The organism is Lacipirellula parvula (assembly GCF_009177095.1).
GTDB lineage: Bacteria > Planctomycetota > Planctomycetia > Pirellulales > Lacipirellulaceae > Lacipirellula > Lacipirellula parvula.
Genome location: NZ_AP021861.1, coordinates 262,127 through 277,949 on the forward strand (window position 1 = coordinate 262,127; position 15,823 = coordinate 277,949).

12 protein-coding genes are annotated in these 15,823 nt (G+C 62.5%); 7 read left to right on the forward strand and 5 right to left on the reverse strand.

Going from position 1 to position 15,823, the window contains the following annotated elements; all coding sequences use genetic code 11:
• Nucleotides 1–641 precede the first annotated feature (641 nt).
• From PLANPX_RS00985 to PLANPX_RS00995, 3 genes are all read left to right on the forward strand, one after another.
• Complete coding sequence (locus tag PLANPX_RS00985) at nt 642–1,115, forward strand: TadE/TadG family type IV pilus assembly protein (RefSeq protein WP_172991778.1); 474 nt, start codon at nt 642–644, stop codon at nt 1,113–1,115.
• Nucleotides 1,116–1,141: 26 nt separating this feature from the next.
• Nucleotides 1,142–1,645 carry a TadE family protein gene (locus PLANPX_RS00990; protein ID WP_152096925.1) on the forward strand — a complete coding sequence of 168 codons (504 nt, stop codon included), beginning with the start codon at nt 1,142–1,144 and terminating at the stop codon, nt 1,643–1,645.
• An 81-nt stretch (nt 1,646–1,726) separates the two neighbouring features.
• On the forward strand, nt 1,727–3,508 hold the full coding sequence (locus tag PLANPX_RS00995) for a vWA domain-containing protein (RefSeq protein ID WP_152096926.1): 1,782 nt from the start codon (nt 1,727–1,729) through the stop codon (nt 3,506–3,508).
• A 307-nt stretch (nt 3,509–3,815) separates the two neighbouring features.
• Here PLANPX_RS00995 and PLANPX_RS01000 read toward each other — a convergent pair whose 3' ends face one another.
• Together PLANPX_RS01000 and PLANPX_RS01005 are read right to left on the reverse strand one after the other, a co-directional pair.
• Entirely contained in the window at nt 3,816–4,220 is a 405-nt protein-coding gene (locus tag PLANPX_RS01000; protein ID WP_194175113.1) for a GlsB/YeaQ/YmgE family stress response membrane protein, read from the reverse strand.
• 737 nt (nt 4,221–4,957) lie between these two features.
• Nucleotides 4,958–6,439 (reverse strand): DUF1501 domain-containing protein, encoded by a 1,482-nt coding sequence (locus tag PLANPX_RS01005; RefSeq protein WP_152096927.1) that lies wholly within the window; start codon nt 6,437–6,439, stop codon nt 4,958–4,960.
• Between the two features lie 384 nt (nt 6,440–6,823).
• Here PLANPX_RS01005 and PLANPX_RS01010 point away from each other — a divergent pair, with 384 nt between their 5' ends.
• On the forward strand, nt 6,824–7,237 hold the full coding sequence (locus PLANPX_RS01010) for a hypothetical protein (RefSeq protein WP_152096928.1): 414 nt from the start codon (nt 6,824–6,826) through the stop codon (nt 7,235–7,237).
• Between the two features lie 326 nt (nt 7,238–7,563).
• On the forward strand, nt 7,564–8,022 hold the full coding sequence (locus PLANPX_RS01015) for a hypothetical protein (protein ID WP_232536273.1): 459 nt from the start codon (nt 7,564–7,566) through the stop codon (nt 8,020–8,022).
• 129 nt (nt 8,023–8,151) lie between these two features.
• Here the strand turns inward: PLANPX_RS01015 and PLANPX_RS01020 are convergent, their stop codons facing one another.
• From PLANPX_RS01020 to PLANPX_RS01030, 3 genes are all read right to left on the reverse strand, one after another.
• Nucleotides 8,152–8,535: a response regulator gene (locus tag PLANPX_RS01020; RefSeq protein WP_152096929.1), complete on the reverse strand. Its 384-nt coding sequence runs from the start codon at nt 8,533–8,535 to the stop codon at nt 8,152–8,154.
• A 10-nt stretch (nt 8,536–8,545) separates the two neighbouring features.
• A complete protein-coding gene (locus PLANPX_RS01025) occupies nt 8,546–10,453 on the reverse strand; it encodes a PQQ-binding-like beta-propeller repeat protein (RefSeq protein ID WP_232536274.1) in 1,908 nt (635 codons plus the stop codon).
• A 108-nt stretch (nt 10,454–10,561) separates the two neighbouring features.
• Complete coding sequence (locus tag PLANPX_RS01030) at nt 10,562–12,949, reverse strand: PQQ-binding-like beta-propeller repeat protein (RefSeq protein WP_172991779.1); 2,388 nt, start codon at nt 12,947–12,949, stop codon at nt 10,562–10,564.
• Between the two features lie 807 nt (nt 12,950–13,756).
• Here PLANPX_RS01030 and PLANPX_RS01035 point away from each other — a divergent pair.
• Together PLANPX_RS01035 and PLANPX_RS01040 are read left to right on the forward strand one after the other, a co-directional pair.
• The gene (locus PLANPX_RS01035) at nt 13,757–14,563 is read left to right on the forward strand and encodes a hypothetical protein (protein WP_152096931.1); all 807 of its coding nucleotides are present in this window, start codon (nt 13,757–13,759) and stop codon (nt 14,561–14,563) included.
• A 372-nt stretch (nt 14,564–14,935) separates the two neighbouring features.
• Nucleotides 14,936–15,721 carry a hypothetical protein gene (locus PLANPX_RS01040; protein WP_152096932.1) on the forward strand — a complete coding sequence of 262 codons (786 nt, stop codon included), beginning with the start codon at nt 14,936–14,938 and terminating at the stop codon, nt 15,719–15,721.
• Nucleotides 15,722–15,823 lie beyond the last annotated feature (102 nt).

Sequence of the window (15,823 nt, forward strand, 5' to 3'; positions counted from 1 at the left end):
TGGTTGGCGGAGGACTCGGCGGGCTCGAAACAACGAGAGCGCTTCTCAACGAGTCGCATGCATGGCCCTCAGCCTCGGAGGGGCGATAGGTTGTAGCCAGGGTCGCTAGCCCCTGGTTTCTGGACAGAATAGTCATTTCAGCCCCGTCAGGGGCGACACTGCTTGGATTGAGTAGCGGGATCAATGTCGCCCCTCCGGGGCTTGAGTTCATCGCAACGGTTCTGACCAGGGGCTGACGCCCCTGGCTACACTCTGTCGCCCCCTCCGGGGGCTGAGAGCCGCTTTGTCCGTCGGAGCGTGACGAACTGCTATATCCACCGGGATGGACGCTGACCCCCGGGCGGAGCCCGGGGCTAGTTCGGCGGCGGGCCTTCTAGCCGGCAAAAAAGTTCGAATCTTTTCCACCCCGATCCGGCGCCTTTCCCATTCGTGACCTAGGGTTGTAATGCCCGGCCATGCGCCTGCCGAGAAATCGGCGACGCGGGGCCGCGGCAGGGCTTTCGGCCCTCCTTTTCGTTGACTTATCCCCTGCCCCTTTTCGTTTCGCTCCGCTCTTTCACGCGTGCTCGCACGGCGTTCGACGCTGCGCGCCGCACACACCGACAGACTCGCGAGACGGACCCGCCAGTCGAGACGCCATCATGCGGCACCTCAGGAAACGTCCGGCGCAACGCCGCGGCACCGCCGTCGTCGAAACGGCGGTCGTGCTTCCCGTCTATGTGCTGCTGCTATTGGGGATCATCGAGTTCGGCCATGCGACGATGGTGATCAACCTGCTGCAAAGCGGTTGCCGCACCGCCGCTCGCATGGGCTCGATGCAGGGGCCGAACACGGATCAAGTCGTCGCGAGGGTTCGCCAGACGCTCGGATCCGCGATTGATGCGAACAAGGTGAACGTTTTCGTGCAGGACGCCAGTTCGCTTGATTCGGGCGCCGTCTGGCCGACCACGGACGCCGAAGTCCAAGCGTTGCCCCCCATGGAATTAACCGAGGCCGAGCCTCGGCAGATGTTCGTCGTCCGCGCCAGCGTCAACTACAACGACGTATCGGTGCTTCCAATGCCTTTCCTGGCCGGCGTCACCCTCGACGCTCAAGCCTTTATGCGACACGAGTGATGTCCACTACATAGGAAGCCCATGCCATGTCTCCCGCCACCCCTCAGCGACGTTGGAATCGTCGCTCCCTAAAGCCAGCCGCACGACGCGGCGCCGTTGCCGTCGAATTCGCCGCAGTCGCCCCGCTGCTGCTTGCCGTGATCGTCGGGCTCGTTGAGCTCTCGCGAGTTTATAGCGTTCAAAACTGCCTCGAAACCGCCGCTCGCGAGGGAGCCCGCTTCGCCGCGCTCGATCGCTCCGGCATGATGCTCGGCGGCAAGACCGCGAATCAAAAGCTGATCGACGACGTCAAAAACTATCTTGCCTCGAACAACATCAATCCCGACAAGGTCACGGTGAAGGTGACCGCCGCCGACAACCCGGACCACGAATTTAATCTCGATGATCGGGCCAACGACATGCAACTGTTCCAAGTTCGCGTCGAGGTTCCTTATTCCGACGTCAGCTACACCCCGGTGAGCGACGCCAACGACTACACCCTGAATTCCGCGCTGACGTTCCGCAACGGTCGAGCGGTCGTCGCCAACTAATCGCCTGCTACTCCTGCCTGCTTCCTGCTCCTGCCCCGCCGCACGCCCCCGCGGCCCCTCGTGCTTCTCGGAGATCCTGCCATGAAACTCGAACCCGACATCCAGCGCCCCTCCGCGCCACGGCAATCGCGCCGTGCCACGCCGCCGCGACGCGGCGTGATCCTGGTCCTCACTGGATTCTGCCTGGTCGCGCTCTTCGCCTTCGTCGCCCTGTCGGTCGACGCCGGGCGAATGGTGCTCACCAGCACCAAGATGCAGAACGCGGTCGACGCGTCGGCCCTTGCGGCGGCGCAAGAAATCTCGGCCGCCATTCACGCCGCCGGTCAGGGCCAAGGCTCGGCCAACGTCGACGCCAACTCGATTGCCGTCGAGCAGGCCCGCTCCATGGCGGCTCAAGTCGCCGAAGCCAACGGCCTCTACATCGATCCCGCGCAGGACGTGAAGTTCGGCAAGCGGGTGTTCGACGATGCGACCGGCACATGGCCCATTCATTGGGGCGCGTCGCCGTTCAACGTCGTGAAGGTCGTCGGCCGGCGTACTGACGAAAACGTCGACGCTCCGGACGGACAGTTGCCGTTGGCCTTTGGTTGGGCCGTCGGCCGTTCGAAGGTGCCGATCACCGCGTCGGCCACGGCGTTCGTCGAAGCCCGCGACTTGGTCGTCGTGCTCGACTTCTCGGCGTCGATGAACGACGACAGCACGCTCGGCGATAGTGCCTTGTCGCAAGCTCAGGTTGAAGCCCAACTCGATGCGATGTGGGCTTCGCTGCAAGCGGCCAATCCGAAATGGCCCAATACGACGGTGAGCAAGTTTCCCGCGGCCGGCTTCGGTCAGGTGAAATCGGCGGCCGGCACTTCCGTAGCCAGTACCGACGTGAACACCATTTTCACGACGTTGCAGCTCAACGCCCGCAATAGCGACGGCTCGGCGAAGTACCCGTTCCCGCAGTCGGGTCGCGCTAGCAACGGCAAGCCGAACGCGAAGCTCAGCGCGACTGCCAGCGACACGGCGTGGAAGGCGTACATCACCTACGTGAAAGGCCTGAGCGGAACGTACAAACAAAAGTACGGCTACCGCACGCTGCTCAGCTACCTGCAGAACAGCAAGAACGGCTGGTACGAATCGGAAGACTTGTGGCGGACCCCGCACTACCCGTTCCACGCGGTGAAGCAGGGGACGTCGCTGTTCTTCAACTTTCTGTCTGATCTCGACTTCGGCGACGAGGTCGGCGTCGTCAGCTACGGTTCGTACGCCGTCAAAGAATGGGACCATCACGACGGCGAGGTCGACATCGACATCAGCAGCGATCCGATCACGGCGGATTACGCGACGCTCGATAACATCCAGCGTCGGCACCAGGCCGGTCACTACGACGACTACACCGGCATGGGCGACGGCATCTTGAAAGGTCGCGAGCTGCTGCTCGGCGTCGACAGCGATCCCAACGACGACGGCTTCTCGCGCTACGGCGCCCGGCCGACGATGATCGTGATGACCGACGGTCAGGCCAATCGCTGCCCGGCGAATTGGAGCTTGCCCGCCAGCTTCAAGTGGAAAGACTGGACCGATTACGACGGTAACGGGACGGCTAATTACACGACGACGGACAAGTACAAGCAGTACGCCTTCTACGAAGCGACGAAGGCGATCGACCGCGGCACGACGGTCCATACGTTTGCGGTTGGCGCCGACGCGGATCGAGCCCTCATGCAAGCCATCGCCTACGCTGGCGGCGGCATTTACATGAACGTTCCCGGCGGCAGCACGGTCTCTGCGATGGAGACTCAGCTAACCGAGGCCTATCGACAGATTGCTTCGAAAGTGCCGCCGGCGAAGTTGGTCTACGAGTTCCCGAACAACTGAGGCTAACGCCGCCGCAGTCGTTTGGTTTGACGCGATGCAGCCCCGGCCTGCCGATCCAGGTCGGGGCTCTTCGTTTGACGGAGAACTACAGGGGCGTTCGCCTCACGGCGGTTTCCCCTGCCCAGGCAGCCGGCAGTGCTCGGTCGAGATGCTCGGTGTCCAAATCTCGGTCGCAGCCTGCCGGTTGCCGCTTTGGATAATTGTCAGGGGGCCGTCGTCAGTTGTCAGTTGCTAAATGCGGGGATGTTGAATCCTGCGACAGCAGCAACGGACCACGGACCACGGACCACTGACAACGGACAAAACCTCAATCCTCATACGTCGCCGCGCTACGGCGTCGCTTCGAGTAGCCGAGCCGCATCCGCGTGGCGCGCGTCTGGTAGTCGCCTTCGAGGAAGTAGTAGCCGCTGAGCAGCTTGTAGAAGAACAGAATCAGCAGCGTGCCGCCGACGCCGACGAGCATGCCGAGCGGGCTGATGGGGACGATGCGTTCGCCTTCGGTGAAGTGGCTGACGACGCCGCAGCCCATGATCGTGCCGCCAATGCCCATGAGAACGGTGGCGATGGCGCCGCCCGGATCGCGGCCTGGCATGATCCCCTTGGCGACGAGTCCGATGACCGTGCCGAAGCCGATCCAGACGAGCACGTCGTTGATCAACTGGTGGGCGGAGTCGTTGAGCACGACTCCCTGAGCTGTGTCGAAGCCTTCCATGGCGTCACCTGTGTCGCTAACGGTCGCAAGGCGAGTGCGGTGCAACGATTGCGCACCGGCCCCTATCAGTAAGCTCGGTCGATTGACGGGCAAACTGTAGCGTTTGCCGCCGCGAGCGAATAGACGAGCCGCCGCTGCTAGCAGTGCTTCGCTGATTTCTTTGCGTCTTCGCGCCTTTGCGTGAAATCAGCAAATGCATGTTTCTCGCAAAGGCGCGAAGGCGCAAAGAGAAGAGCAAAAATACGTTCGTGAAATAAAATAAAAAAGGTCGCGAGCGGCGATTGCCGACTCGCGACCTTTTTCGTGTAACAAACTTCCGGCCTGATTGCGACTGGGTGGAGTCGCTGGAAGAAAGACGTGCGTCGAACAGCGCTGCGCGCTGCCATGTTACCGATGCAGGCCTAATCCGATTAAATGGTCCTCCCGCCGAAATCTTGACCAGAAGCTTGATTCGTTAATCTCCATGGCCGCGAGCAACTCGCTAGCCTGGAGTTCTTGTTACGGTGCAGCAAACCTATCGGTTCGCTCCGCTCGCAGGCGTGATTGTTTCTCCCGCGAGGGACGGACATTACACCGTAATTTTAGTTCGCGGAATAGCGGTCGGGAGGATTTTTTCCTGACCGCAAAGCGTGTGCCGATGGAAGTCAGTTGTCCGTCGTCAGTGGTCAGTTGCTGCTGTCGCCGGGTTCTTTTTCCCGCATTTCAGCAACTGACCACGGACCACTGACAACTGACATTTACGCAAACAAGCCAGTCACCGCCGCCCCTTTGACCAGCTCTCTGGGCTGCTTCAGATGGTTGTAGACGATCGTCTGCGGCTCGATGCCGAGGGCGTAGTAGACGGTCGCCAGGAGCTCGGTCGGGTGGACCGGGCTGTCGGCCGGGGCGCTGCCGGTTTTGTCGCTACGGCCGTAGACGAAACCTCGCTTCATGCCGCCGCCAGCCAGCAGGCCGCTGAAGCAGTAGGGCCAGTGGTCGCGGCCGTCGTCGCTGTTGGCGTTGCCGGAGGTGCTCAGACCGCGCTCGGGGCTGCGGCCGAATTCGCCGACCGCGACGACGAGCGTGTCGTCGAGCATCCCCCGCTGGTCGAGATCGTTGATCAGCATCGACAGGCCCGCGTCGAGCATCGGCGCCGCCACGGTTTTCAGTCGCGTGCTGAGCTCAGTGTGCGTATCGAACGAATGGTTCTGCCCGTTGGCGACGTTGGGCCATAAGACTTCGACGACGCGCGTGCCGGCTTCGATCAATCGCCGCGCGAGCAAGCAGCTTTGGCCGAAAGCGTTCTTACCGTAAGCCTCGCGGAGTTGATCTGATTCTTGGCTGAGGTTGAACGCCTGCCGCGCGCGGCCGCTGACGATAAGGTCGAGCGCGCGGGTGTAGTTTTCGTCAAGCTTGTAGTCGGCGACGGCTCGCTCCAGCGACGGCATGCCTTGGCTGATCGCATCGCGGAGACGCGCGCGACGCAGAAGTCGCGACGCCGGCACTTCGGCGCGCAGCTGCAAGTCGTCGACGCTGATTCGCTCCATCTTCTGGAGGTCGAGGTCGCCGCCGTCGGGATAGAGCGTGTAGGGATCGTACGCCTTGCCGAGGAACCCGGCCGTGCCTCCTTTGCCGATGACGTTGCTCTCTTGCAGCGGTCGCGGCAACATCACGAACGGCAGCATCGGCTCCTTCGACGGCTTGAGCGCGGTGATCTGCGCGCCGAAGTTCGGGAAGTCCTTGGGGCTCGGCGGTTCGAGCTGGCCTGACGGGCTCACCTTGTCGGTCGTGTAGCCGGTCATCATCTGGTAGATGGCGGCGGTGTGGTTGAACAGGCCGACCGGTTCGTAGGCGAGCGAGCGGATGAGCGTGGTGCGGTCGATCGTTTGCGCGAGCTTCGGCAGCAGCTCGGTAAATTGCACGCCGGGGATGACGGTCGAGATCGGCTTGAAGACGCTGCGGATGTTGTCGGGAACGTCTGGCTTCGGGTCCCAGAGGTCGAGGTGACTGGGTCCGCCTTGGAGGTAGACCATGATGACGCTTTTGGCGGCGCCGAAACCGTGGGGGGCATTGGCTGCGCCGGCCGGGGGCGGGGACGCCCCGGCTCGCTGGAGGTTGAGGATGTCGGCGAGGGAGAGGCCGAGGATCGACGAGCCGCCGACGCGCAGGAGTTCTCGCCGCGAGATTTTCGCGGGGCGATCGCACGTGTCGCGCCCGGCAGTGCCTGGAATGATCAGCATGGCAATCCGCCTCAATCTAATGCCGTTGCAAAACGCTCAAAGCGAGCCGGGGCGTCCTCGCCCCCGGCCGTCGAACCTCACCCCTCCATTATGACCATCGGCGCCCCCTCGGGGGCAAGCATTCGGCCCCGGCTCGCCCCGCAAACGCCCGGCAACGGCGGTTTCGGCCCTCCCAGCCCCGCAAATCGGCCTTGCCGGCCCCCTGCCCCGTCCAGTACAAGTCGCCGCGCGAAAATCGGCTTCCGCTGCGCGCCGCCCTTAGCCGGAGGGCCACGCCCTCCGGGACCGGAAGGCGTGGCCCTCCGGCTAATGCCGCAGCGAAATGCAAGCGAGCAGAACACGCAGTCCGACGCACCCTTCCTAACGCGACGGAGGATATCTCTTATGCAATTCAGACCAACCGTGCGCGTCCTCGGCCTGATCGCCCTGGCGGCGCTGATTGCCAACGCCGTCGTCGATGCGCCGGGCCGCGCAATCGAAATCCAGAACCTTCCCCGGCCGGTCACGCCTTCCGATCGTTTGAAGGAAGGGGGCCGCCAGGTCAATCTCTACGACATGCTGCGCGTGGGCTTGAAAGCGAAGACGAAAGCCGACTTCGAGTACATCGCCGAGGTCGTCGCGAAGGTCGATCAAGGGAAGTTGCCGCGCGACATGGTCGAGTCGAGTTTCCTTTACGCTCGTTACCGTTACCGGACTCATCCGGGGAGTCACCAATTGCGACCGATGGTCTACTTTCAACCGTCGCTTACCGCACGAGCGAAGAGTATTGGCGTGATCCTGGAAGGAAGCGTGTTGTAAGCCTCTGCGTCGTTCGTTTGAACCGCCAAGGACGCCAAGAGCGCCAAGGAATACGGGGAGAATTGAACCACGACGGCACGACGAGCACGACGGAATACGGAACCGCAGATAAACGCCGATTGTTTTCATTGGCGTCGATCTGCGTTCATCGGCGGTTCCAATGAGCGACTGAATTTCTTGGCGCTCTTGGCGTCCTTGGCGGTTAAGTATTCGGAGGTTTGTCGTCCTAGCGGAGGCTGGTCCGGGGCCGCTAGGCAATCGATTGTCAATAGGTTACATTTCGGGAGCTAGCTGACTGCCTTTATACCGACGGGATGTGCGGGTCTATGGCCAAGAAACCAGCGAAGAAAGCTGCTCCAGCTAAAAAGAAGACGCCCCCTAAGAAGGTGGCTAAACCTGTCGCCAAATCGGCGCCAGTGAAGAAGAAAGCCGCCAAGAAGGCGGTCAAGAAAGCACCTGCACCTGTGAAGAAAACTGTCGTGAAGAAGGCTGCCCCGAAGGCGGCGGCCGCTGGTAAAGTCAAAAAGGTCGTCAAGAAGAAGGTCGCCAAAAAGGCCGCCGCTTCGAAGGACGGCGCGGTCGAAAAGAAGAAGGTCGTCAAGCGCGTCCGCACGAAGGAAGTCCGTCTGAAGGCTTTCTGGGGCGTCTTCAATCAGACGATGCGTCGCGTCGCCGTCTACGAGTTCGGCGATCGCACCGGGGCCGACAAGAAGGCCGACGAACTGACGAAGTCGGGAAAGTCGCCCCACTTTGTCCAGCTCGTCAAAGAGCAGATCGTCGAGTAGCTTCGGTCGTTTGCGGGTTCTGAATTTGAACCACGAAGACACGACGGGCACGAAGGATAGGCAAGCGCGCAGATGTGCGCGCTCATTCGGACGCTTCGTGCGTTCTTTGAGTCTTCGACGCTTGGTGGTTTAGGCTTTCGCCTTGCCGAGGATTGGCTGCAACTTTGCCACCGTTTCGGGCTTCGCCAGTTCCAGCTTGCCGAAGCCGCGGAGGGCGCCGATTTCCATCGCCGCCTGCTGATGCTCGTCGTAGTTGGTGATCAGCATCGCCGGCACCTTGGCCAAGTCGGCGTCGGCTTTGATCTGACGGATAATCTCGATGCCGTCGGAGTAATCCATGTCGAGCTTGCGGTTCACGAGCACTAGGTCGACCGGGCCCGACCGCAGCGCCGCGAGCGCATCCTCGGCCCCGTCCGCCTGCATTACTTCGCAGTCGAAGTGCTTGCCGAGGAAATGCTTGATCGACGAGTGATCGGGCACGCAGTTGCCGACGTCGAGCACGCGTTTTTTCATGGTCTTCGCCTTATTTCCCGTCCGGCGTGATCGCGAACAGGTGCGTTTGATTGCTGATGTACAGCACGTTCCCCGCGACGACGGGCGTGCTGTAGACGCTCGCGCCCATGTTGCGGGTTCCGTAGAACGGGACCATCTCGCCGTCCTCTTCCCGCATCGCTTCCGACGGGTCGGCCGAGTGCTTGAAGACCGAGATCTCGCCGTCTTCGTCGCCCATGTAGACCTTGTCCTCGACGATCAGCGGCGAGCCCCATGCCGCCGACAGCATGTCGTAGGCCCAGTTCACCTTGCCCGTTTGGGCGTCGAGACAATGGAACATGCCGCTGAAGTCGGCGATGTACAAAATGTCGTCGCGAATGGCCACCGTGCCGATGCTGCGGTGGAACGTCTCTTCGAAGGCCATCTCCCCGTCGCCGTCGCGGTCGACGGCGTTGTATTCCCAGATGACGGCCGAATTCGGATTCGGACGGGCGAAGTCGCCGTCCTTCTCCACGACCGCTTGGACGCGCTTGTGCGGGATCGGCGTCTTCGGATCCGAGGCGTTGAACGCGAGTTCCTTGCTGACGTCGCCGCGCTTCGTCGGATCGAGACACCAGAGCGTGCCGATGCCTTCGCCGTGCTCGGGATCTTGCCCAGTGGCGAAGTAAACTTTGTTGTCGTATACGACCGGCGTCGAAATGATGTCGTTGCGGGTTCCCTTGCCCATCAGCTCGAGCTTCGAGGTCTTGGGGTTCGAGTCGAACTTCCACAGCAATTTACTTTTGCCGTTCTCGCCCGCGGGGTCGAAGCTGTAGAGGTAACCGTCGCCGCCGCCGAACAGCACCTGCGGCTGGCCGTCGATCACCGCGTACGTCGGCGACGACCACTGGCCGTGGTGGATGTTGAGCCCCGGCGAGTTGTCGGTCCACAACACCTTGCCGGTGTTCTTGTCGATCGCGAAGAAGCTCGGCGCGTCGGGCGCCGGAATGTAGTTGTGTTCAACGTCGACGCCGTTGGACGTGCAGACAAACAGCACGTCGCCGGCCGAGGTGATGGAGCAACTGCACATGTTGTGCTGCGAGATGCCCATCTCCTTCATCATGTCGTAGATCCAGACGACGTCGGCTTCCATCTTCAGGTCGGACGAGATCGTGTTCGCCTGAGCGGTGAGAGCCTTGATCTTGTCTTGCGTTTTCTGATCCGGATTCGGCGTCGCTTGCAACTGCTTGATCTGGCCGGCGATCGAGGCCTTCCGTTGGGCGATTTGCGCGTCGATGACCTTCTGCTCGTCGACGTACGGGCCGTCGTTCTCGCCGTCGTGGAAGCCTTCAACGTCGAGGCAGCGGATTTCGCCCATGTTCGTCACGAACCAGATGCGATCGCCCTCGGCGTACGCCGCGCTGCAGACTCCCTGCAGCGGCCAGTCGTACACGCGGCCGGCGGGGTGCTTCTCGTTCGAATGCTGCCACAGGAACTTGCCGTCCTTGATGTCGAAGCAGAGCATGCAGCCGAGGTCGGTGCCGGCGCCGAAACGCTTGATCCACTCGCCGCCGTTGTTCGTGCCGACGAAGACTTTGCCGTTGTGGACGACCGGGTTGCCGTAGGTTTGCGAGCCGAGCTTGGCGACCCACTTGATGTTCTTCGCTTCCGCGGGATCCCAGGCGCCGGTCTTGTAGTCGAACTCGCCGATTTCCCACTCGGTGGGGATGTTTTTGCCGACCGGCGTGTTGTTGCGGGCCGACGAACCACCCCACTGCGACCAGTTGACGTTCGGTTCGCCTGCCGGCGCGGCTTGCGCGGCAGCCGGCGCCGCAGCGGCGGGCTTGGGCGCTTCCTTCGCCGGCGGCACGTCGGCGGCAACGGCCAGTCCGATCGCGCCCACCCCGCTCATTCCCACGGCGGCAAACAGCCCCGCCAGACGCAGAATTCGTGTACTCATGAAAACGCTCGATTTATTCGCGTTGGTTGATGAATCAAAACAGCGAGCCGCAGGGCTAGTCCCCGCGGTCTTGTGCGGGCGTATCCAGTTCCCTACGCACGCCCCGCCCTACTCGTTTGCCGTGATTGAAATATTGTCCATGTAAAATTCGGCTTCTTGCGCCTGACCGTAAATACCGGGACTACCGGCCTTGATCGGCGACTTGTCGACCATTTGCACCGACCAGTCCTTCGGTTCGTCCTGGTCGCGGAGCCAAACTTTGGCCTTCACGTCGGCCGTGCCATCCTTCTGCTCCACGCGGAGCTTCAGGCGGTACCAGACGCCCGGCTGCGGGTCGAAGTCGATCTCCGCCGCCGTCCGGTGGTCGTGAGCCAGCCAGCTGTAGAGCCGCAGCTTCCGGTCGCCCGCGCGGAGCGAGGCGGTATAGCCGCTATTATTGACGCCCACGTCGGGCATGCGGCCGTTCTTTTCCGTCAGGCGGAAGTCGGCCTGGATGGTGTAATCCTGCATGCTGCTCGGGCCCATGAAGAGCTGGCTCCGCGTGCCGAGCTGATTCTTCGGATTCGTGGGCGTCGGTAGAACGTCGAGCTTCTTGGCGACCTTGTTCCCTTCCAAATCCTCAATCACGTAACGAATGCGGCCGCCAACCCAACTGAGCGGCATGTCCTTCTCTTTTTCAAAGTCGAACTGCCACGGCAGCGGCGGCACGAGGCGGACGCGGGCCTTCGCTTTCAACGTGCCGACGGTCGCGAGCACGAGTGAACCGGTGTGGCCGTCGCGCTTCGACGCGGTGTAGGTTCCGTCCGCGGCGACCTCGCCCGGACCCTGCACCGTGAACTTCACTTCTTCCGGCGTGGCGATCTTCAGGAACTGGCCGCGGGCGTTGTAGAGCCGCGCGGTAAACTTCTGCGTTCCTTCCGGGGCCAAGGTGGCGTCGTAGGGAGAGAGGAGAACCGTTGCCGGCTTTTCGTCGGCCGTCACGGGCGGTTCCTGCTCGGGCGTTGGCAGCGGGTCGGCCGACGGCTCGACGTTTTTGTTGCCAATGCAGTAGAGGCCTTCGGAGGTCGGCAGGTAGATCCGGCCGTGCGAAACGATCGGCGAGCCGTCGTTCTGGTCGGCCTGGCTGAGCCGCAGCTTCAGCAGGACGTCGGCGCCGTCCGGTTTCGGTTTCAGCGTGTACCAGATACCCGAGTTGGTGCAGAGGTAAACTTTGCCGTCAGCGTAAATCGGGGTGCTTCGCATCACGGTGCCGAGCGCCTTCTTCCCGACCAATTCGCCCGTCGCGGGGTCGAGGACCTGCAGCTTGGCGCCGTCGGTGACGATCCACAGGCGATCGTCCACCATCACCGGCGAGCTCTTGCCTGCCATCAGCGTGTATTGAATCCATTTTTCCTTGCCGGCAATGTCGCCGCGGAGCGTCGCGTCGAGCGCGACGACGGCGCCCTGCGTACTGCCGACGAGATTCTCTTCGCTGTGCCCGATGTAGACCGTCTTGTCGATCACGATCGGCGAGGCGTTGATGCTGCGCTGGCTGAGCGGGAAGTTCCAAAGTTGCTTGCCGGTGCGGGGCTGCAGGCTCCAGACTTTGCCGTCGGCGCCGCCGAAAATCAGCTGCGCTTCGCCGCCGACGACCTTGGCGACCGGCGTGCTGTAGTTCGTGTCCGGCGGCGAAATCGTCGTTCCGGCGAGCCAGCGGAGCTCGCCAGTCTTCTTCTCAAACGCCATGAAGCGGTGAGCGGGACGGGCCAGGCCGTCAAAGTCGGGCGTGTCTCCCCAGCTCACCAGAATGGCGCTGATCAGCACCATGTCGTCGAACATGATGGGATTGTTGGTGCGACCGCCGTAGGTGGTGATCGTGCCGAACTCCTCGACTAGGTTGCGCGACCAGACGATCTTGCCCGTCTCGCCGTCGATGCAGGCGAACAGGCCGCCGACGCCTTGGGCGTAAATCAAACCAGTCTCGGGATCGCCGACGACGTTCGACCAGCCGAGGCGGGTGTCGGGGACGTCGCTGAGGTAAACGTCGAGGCGACACTCCCAGATGCGTTCGCCGGTGGCTGCGTCGACGCAAACGACCTTCTCGCCCTCGTCGGCGGTGCCGGGCTTATCGCGAACGGTGACGTACAGCTTCCCGCGTAGGACGATCGGCGTGGAGCGCGTGCCGAGGTCGGAACGCTTCCACAGCAGGTTCGACTTCTCGCCCCCTTTGGGGTTCCATTTCTCGATGAGGTTTTTTTCCGTCGAGATGGAGTCTTGTTGCGGTCCGCGCCAGTTTGCCCAATCCATTGGGTCGATCGGCGCCGCCGTTCCGATTTCTTTGGGCGGTTCTGGTTTGGGTTCTTGATCAGCGGCCGGCGCTGCGGCTGGCTTCGCGGCCGCGTCTTGAGCGCGGCTGGCATTGCTCGCTGCGAGCAGAGCCGACGCCGTCAACAGGGCAGCCAACGGGCGAGTGAACGTCCACGAGGTCGCAGCGAAACCGAACGGTCGGAGCGTCATGTAGATTCTCTTGCAATTCAATGCGGGCATGCAGGGCCGGAGAGCGCCGGGGCCTTGCCTGGTAAACCCCGGACGAGCGATGAAGGGCAGGATATGGTCGGAAGGCACTGTCTTTCGGAAACATGGCTTTCGGAAACGGGGCTCCGGGGAGCCGCGATCTTACGGCGCAGCGGGGGGTGAAGTCCCCGCTCTCAATCCAGTGCTCGCCGTCGATCTGTTCCTGGTAGACCTTGCCGGTTGCGTGGCTGTCGAGGGGTGCGTCGACCATGCCGCCTTGGCAGTGCGCCGCGCCAGCAACCTAGGGTGCGAGCTTGTTAAACCATAGCAGATTTTCCGGCTGTGAACCACGTCCCGGCAAGTCTTTGGGGCCTACAACCGGACCCCCGGGAAGGCCTTTCGTAGGCGGCAAAGTTTGCCTAACAGTCGACGTAAGCCACTTGCTGAAAATTACTTCCGCACTGCTCAAGCCTTGTTCTTGGAGCGGCCGATATCTCCGGTGTCGCAAGCAAAGCACTAACGTGTCACTGCGACACAAGCATAGAGCGACGGCAACCGGTAGTTACTAAAACGAGCCATGGACTGGCTCGACCGGAGCCGCCGCCCACCAGTGGGGATGACCCCGCGACAACCCGCCTTGCCGACCTCGGCCCCGCCTCGGCTTAGCTCCCGCCCCGTACATTCCCGCCCCCCGGCCGCCTCGGCCGAAACCTGTCGCCACGACAGTCACAGGGAGTGATCCGCCGCGCGAACGCCGTGACGACAAGATGTCGCAGTGGTTGCCCCTCACGCAAAAGGAGACGTGGATCGATGAAAGGTAACTTGTTGGGTGCGCTGTTGGTGAGCGTGTGCCTGGCAGGCCAGAGCTTCGGCGCTGGCATGCTGGACCGGATGCTCGGCGGCGGCTGCGGCTGCGACTCGTGCGAGCCGTCTTGTTGCTGCGAAAAGTCGTGTGGTTGCCCGAGCGATTCGTGCTGCGAAGATCCGTGCTGCAGCGACAGCTGCTGCGGCAAGCAACGCTGCTGCTTGCTCGGACGCCTGTTCGCCAAGCACAAGTGCTGCAAGAGCAGCTGCTGCGAAGCCAGCTGCTGTGCGACTGACAGCTGCTGCGAAGATCCTTGCTGCGAAGCCAGCTGCGGTTGCCCGGACGACTCGTGCTGCGACAGCGGTTGCGGCTGCAAGAAGCGTTGCTGCTTGCTGAACCTGTTCGCCAAGCACAAGTGCTGCAAGTCGAGCTGCTGCGAAGCCAGCTGCTGTGCTGCTGACTCGTGCTGCGAAGACCCGTGCTGCGAAGCCAGCTGCGGTTGCCCGGACGACTCGTGCTGCGAACCGGCTTGCGGTTGTGCCGCCAAGAGCTGCTGCAAGAAGGGTTGCTTCCTGAGCCGCTTGTTCGCTCGTAAGCACTGCTGCAAGAGCAGCTGCTGCGAAGCCAGCTGCGGTTGCGAAGCGAGCTGCGGTTGCGACAGCGGTTGCACCAGCGGTTGCTCGTCGTGTGCTCCGGCCACTGGCGAAGCTGCTGCCCCGGAAGCCGCTCCGATTCCGCCGGCCCCGGTCGCTGACCCGGCTGCTCGGATTGCCCAGCCCCGTAAGGTCGTCTCGGCCAGCTTCGTCCGCTAAGACTTAGCTAACCGACCGACAATTGAGACCCCCTCTGAGGACCTGTCTCGAGCCACCTGGCTCGGGGCAGGTTCTTTTCGTTGGTAGATGAAAAAGTACGAACGTCCGTGGTCAGTAGTCCGTAGTCAGTAGCGAGCAGCGAGTGAAGGCGAGCCGCGGGGTTCATCCCCGCGGTCTTCCCGCGGACTTTTCCCCCGCGCCACAAACGGCAACCCGCATCCCGCAATCGCCCCAACCGATAAGTGTTCAAGCTTTCGACCCCCATCGAGAGCCATGCCAGCACTTGCCGATAAAACCCTAGTGAATCCCGCGGGATTAGTGCCCGGCGACGATGCAACTGACGACTGACAACTGAACACGGACGTTTCCCAGATGTTCCCCCGGCTCGCCCCAGCCGCCGTCGCCTTCGCCCTCGCGGCGTTGTTGGCGTCTTCTTCCTGGGCGGAGTCGATCGTGGCGACCTCGATCGACCCCTCGCGGCAGAAGCTCGCCGCCTCGATCAGCCAACTCCTCGAAGACGCGATCCCCGTCAACTACGACAAGCGCCAGGACTGGGACGCCCAAACCGAAATGGTCGTCGGCCTCCGCACCGAGGGCCATGGCTTCCATACCGAAATCCACCGCCGCAAGAAGATGGTGGATCACGGCGTTTGGAAACATTACCGCGTTCGCGTCGTCGAGCCGGAGCGGAATCTCTCGCTGCAACTGACGCGGCTCGAACCAATCGCCCCCGGCCGCATCGGCTTCACGCTGCGGCTTGATGCCAAGCTCGACGCCTGGGCCCGCGCGAAGGTCTACCAGTACGGCGTCCACATCATCGCTCTGGAAGTCGAAGGCGACACGCGGATGATTCTCGACTTGTCGGGCGAGATCGGTCTGCAAATGACCACGGTGGATGGTTCGCCTGGCATGAAGGTCGACCCACGGATCACCGACGCCCGCCTACAGCTGGAAGATTTCCACATCCGCCGCGTCAGCCAGGCCCGCGGCCCGCTCGTTAAAGAGCTGAGCGGCGGCGTGCGGCGAGTGATCGAAGAAGAAGCGAACGGCCCGCAGCTGGTGGAGAAGCTGAATCGCGCGATCGACAAAAAACGGGATCGCCTGGTCTTCAGCACCGCCGACTGGCTAAAGTCCCCCTGGTCGACAGCGCAACAGTAGCCGCGGGGCAACGCCCCCGCCGGAGCGCCATTCCAGCAGGCGCACCACGCAACCCACCGCCACCACGCAACCCACCGCCATTTTTTAGCCCCCGGTTCTTCA

What these genes read in the sequence shown, in the direction of transcription:
- PLANPX_RS00985 (WP_172991778.1), top strand. Translation starts at nt 642, where the DNA reads ATGCGGCACCTCAGGAAACGTCCGGCGCAACGCCGCGGCACCGCCGTC.
- PLANPX_RS00990 (WP_152096925.1), top strand. Translation starts at nt 1,142, where the DNA reads ATGTCTCCCGCCACCCCTCAGCGACGTTGGAATCGTCGCTCCCTAAAG.
- PLANPX_RS00995 (WP_152096926.1), top strand. Translation starts at nt 1,727, where the DNA reads ATGAAACTCGAACCCGACATCCAGCGCCCCTCCGCGCCACGGCAATCG.
- PLANPX_RS01000 (WP_194175113.1), bottom strand. Translation starts at nt 4,220, where the DNA reads ATGGAAGGCTTCGACACAGCTCAGGGAGTCGTGCTCAACGACTCCGCC.
- PLANPX_RS01005 (WP_152096927.1), bottom strand. Translation starts at nt 6,439, where the DNA reads ATGCTGATCATTCCAGGCACTGCCGGGCGCGACACGTGCGATCGCCCC.
- PLANPX_RS01010 (WP_152096928.1), top strand. Translation starts at nt 6,824, where the DNA reads ATGCAATTCAGACCAACCGTGCGCGTCCTCGGCCTGATCGCCCTGGCG.
- PLANPX_RS01015 (WP_232536273.1), top strand. Translation starts at nt 7,564, where the DNA reads ATGGCCAAGAAACCAGCGAAGAAAGCTGCTCCAGCTAAAAAGAAGACG.
- PLANPX_RS01020 (WP_152096929.1), bottom strand. Translation starts at nt 8,535, where the DNA reads ATGAAAAAACGCGTGCTCGACGTCGGCAACTGCGTGCCCGATCACTCG.
- PLANPX_RS01025 (WP_232536274.1), bottom strand. Translation starts at nt 10,453, where the DNA reads ATGAGTACACGAATTCTGCGTCTGGCGGGGCTGTTTGCCGCCGTGGGA.
- PLANPX_RS01030 (WP_172991779.1), bottom strand. Translation starts at nt 12,949, where the DNA reads ATGACGCTCCGACCGTTCGGTTTCGCTGCGACCTCGTGGACGTTCACT.
- PLANPX_RS01035 (WP_152096931.1), top strand. Translation starts at nt 13,757, where the DNA reads ATGAAAGGTAACTTGTTGGGTGCGCTGTTGGTGAGCGTGTGCCTGGCA.
- PLANPX_RS01040 (WP_152096932.1), top strand. Translation starts at nt 14,936, where the DNA reads ATGTTCCCCCGGCTCGCCCCAGCCGCCGTCGCCTTCGCCCTCGCGGCG.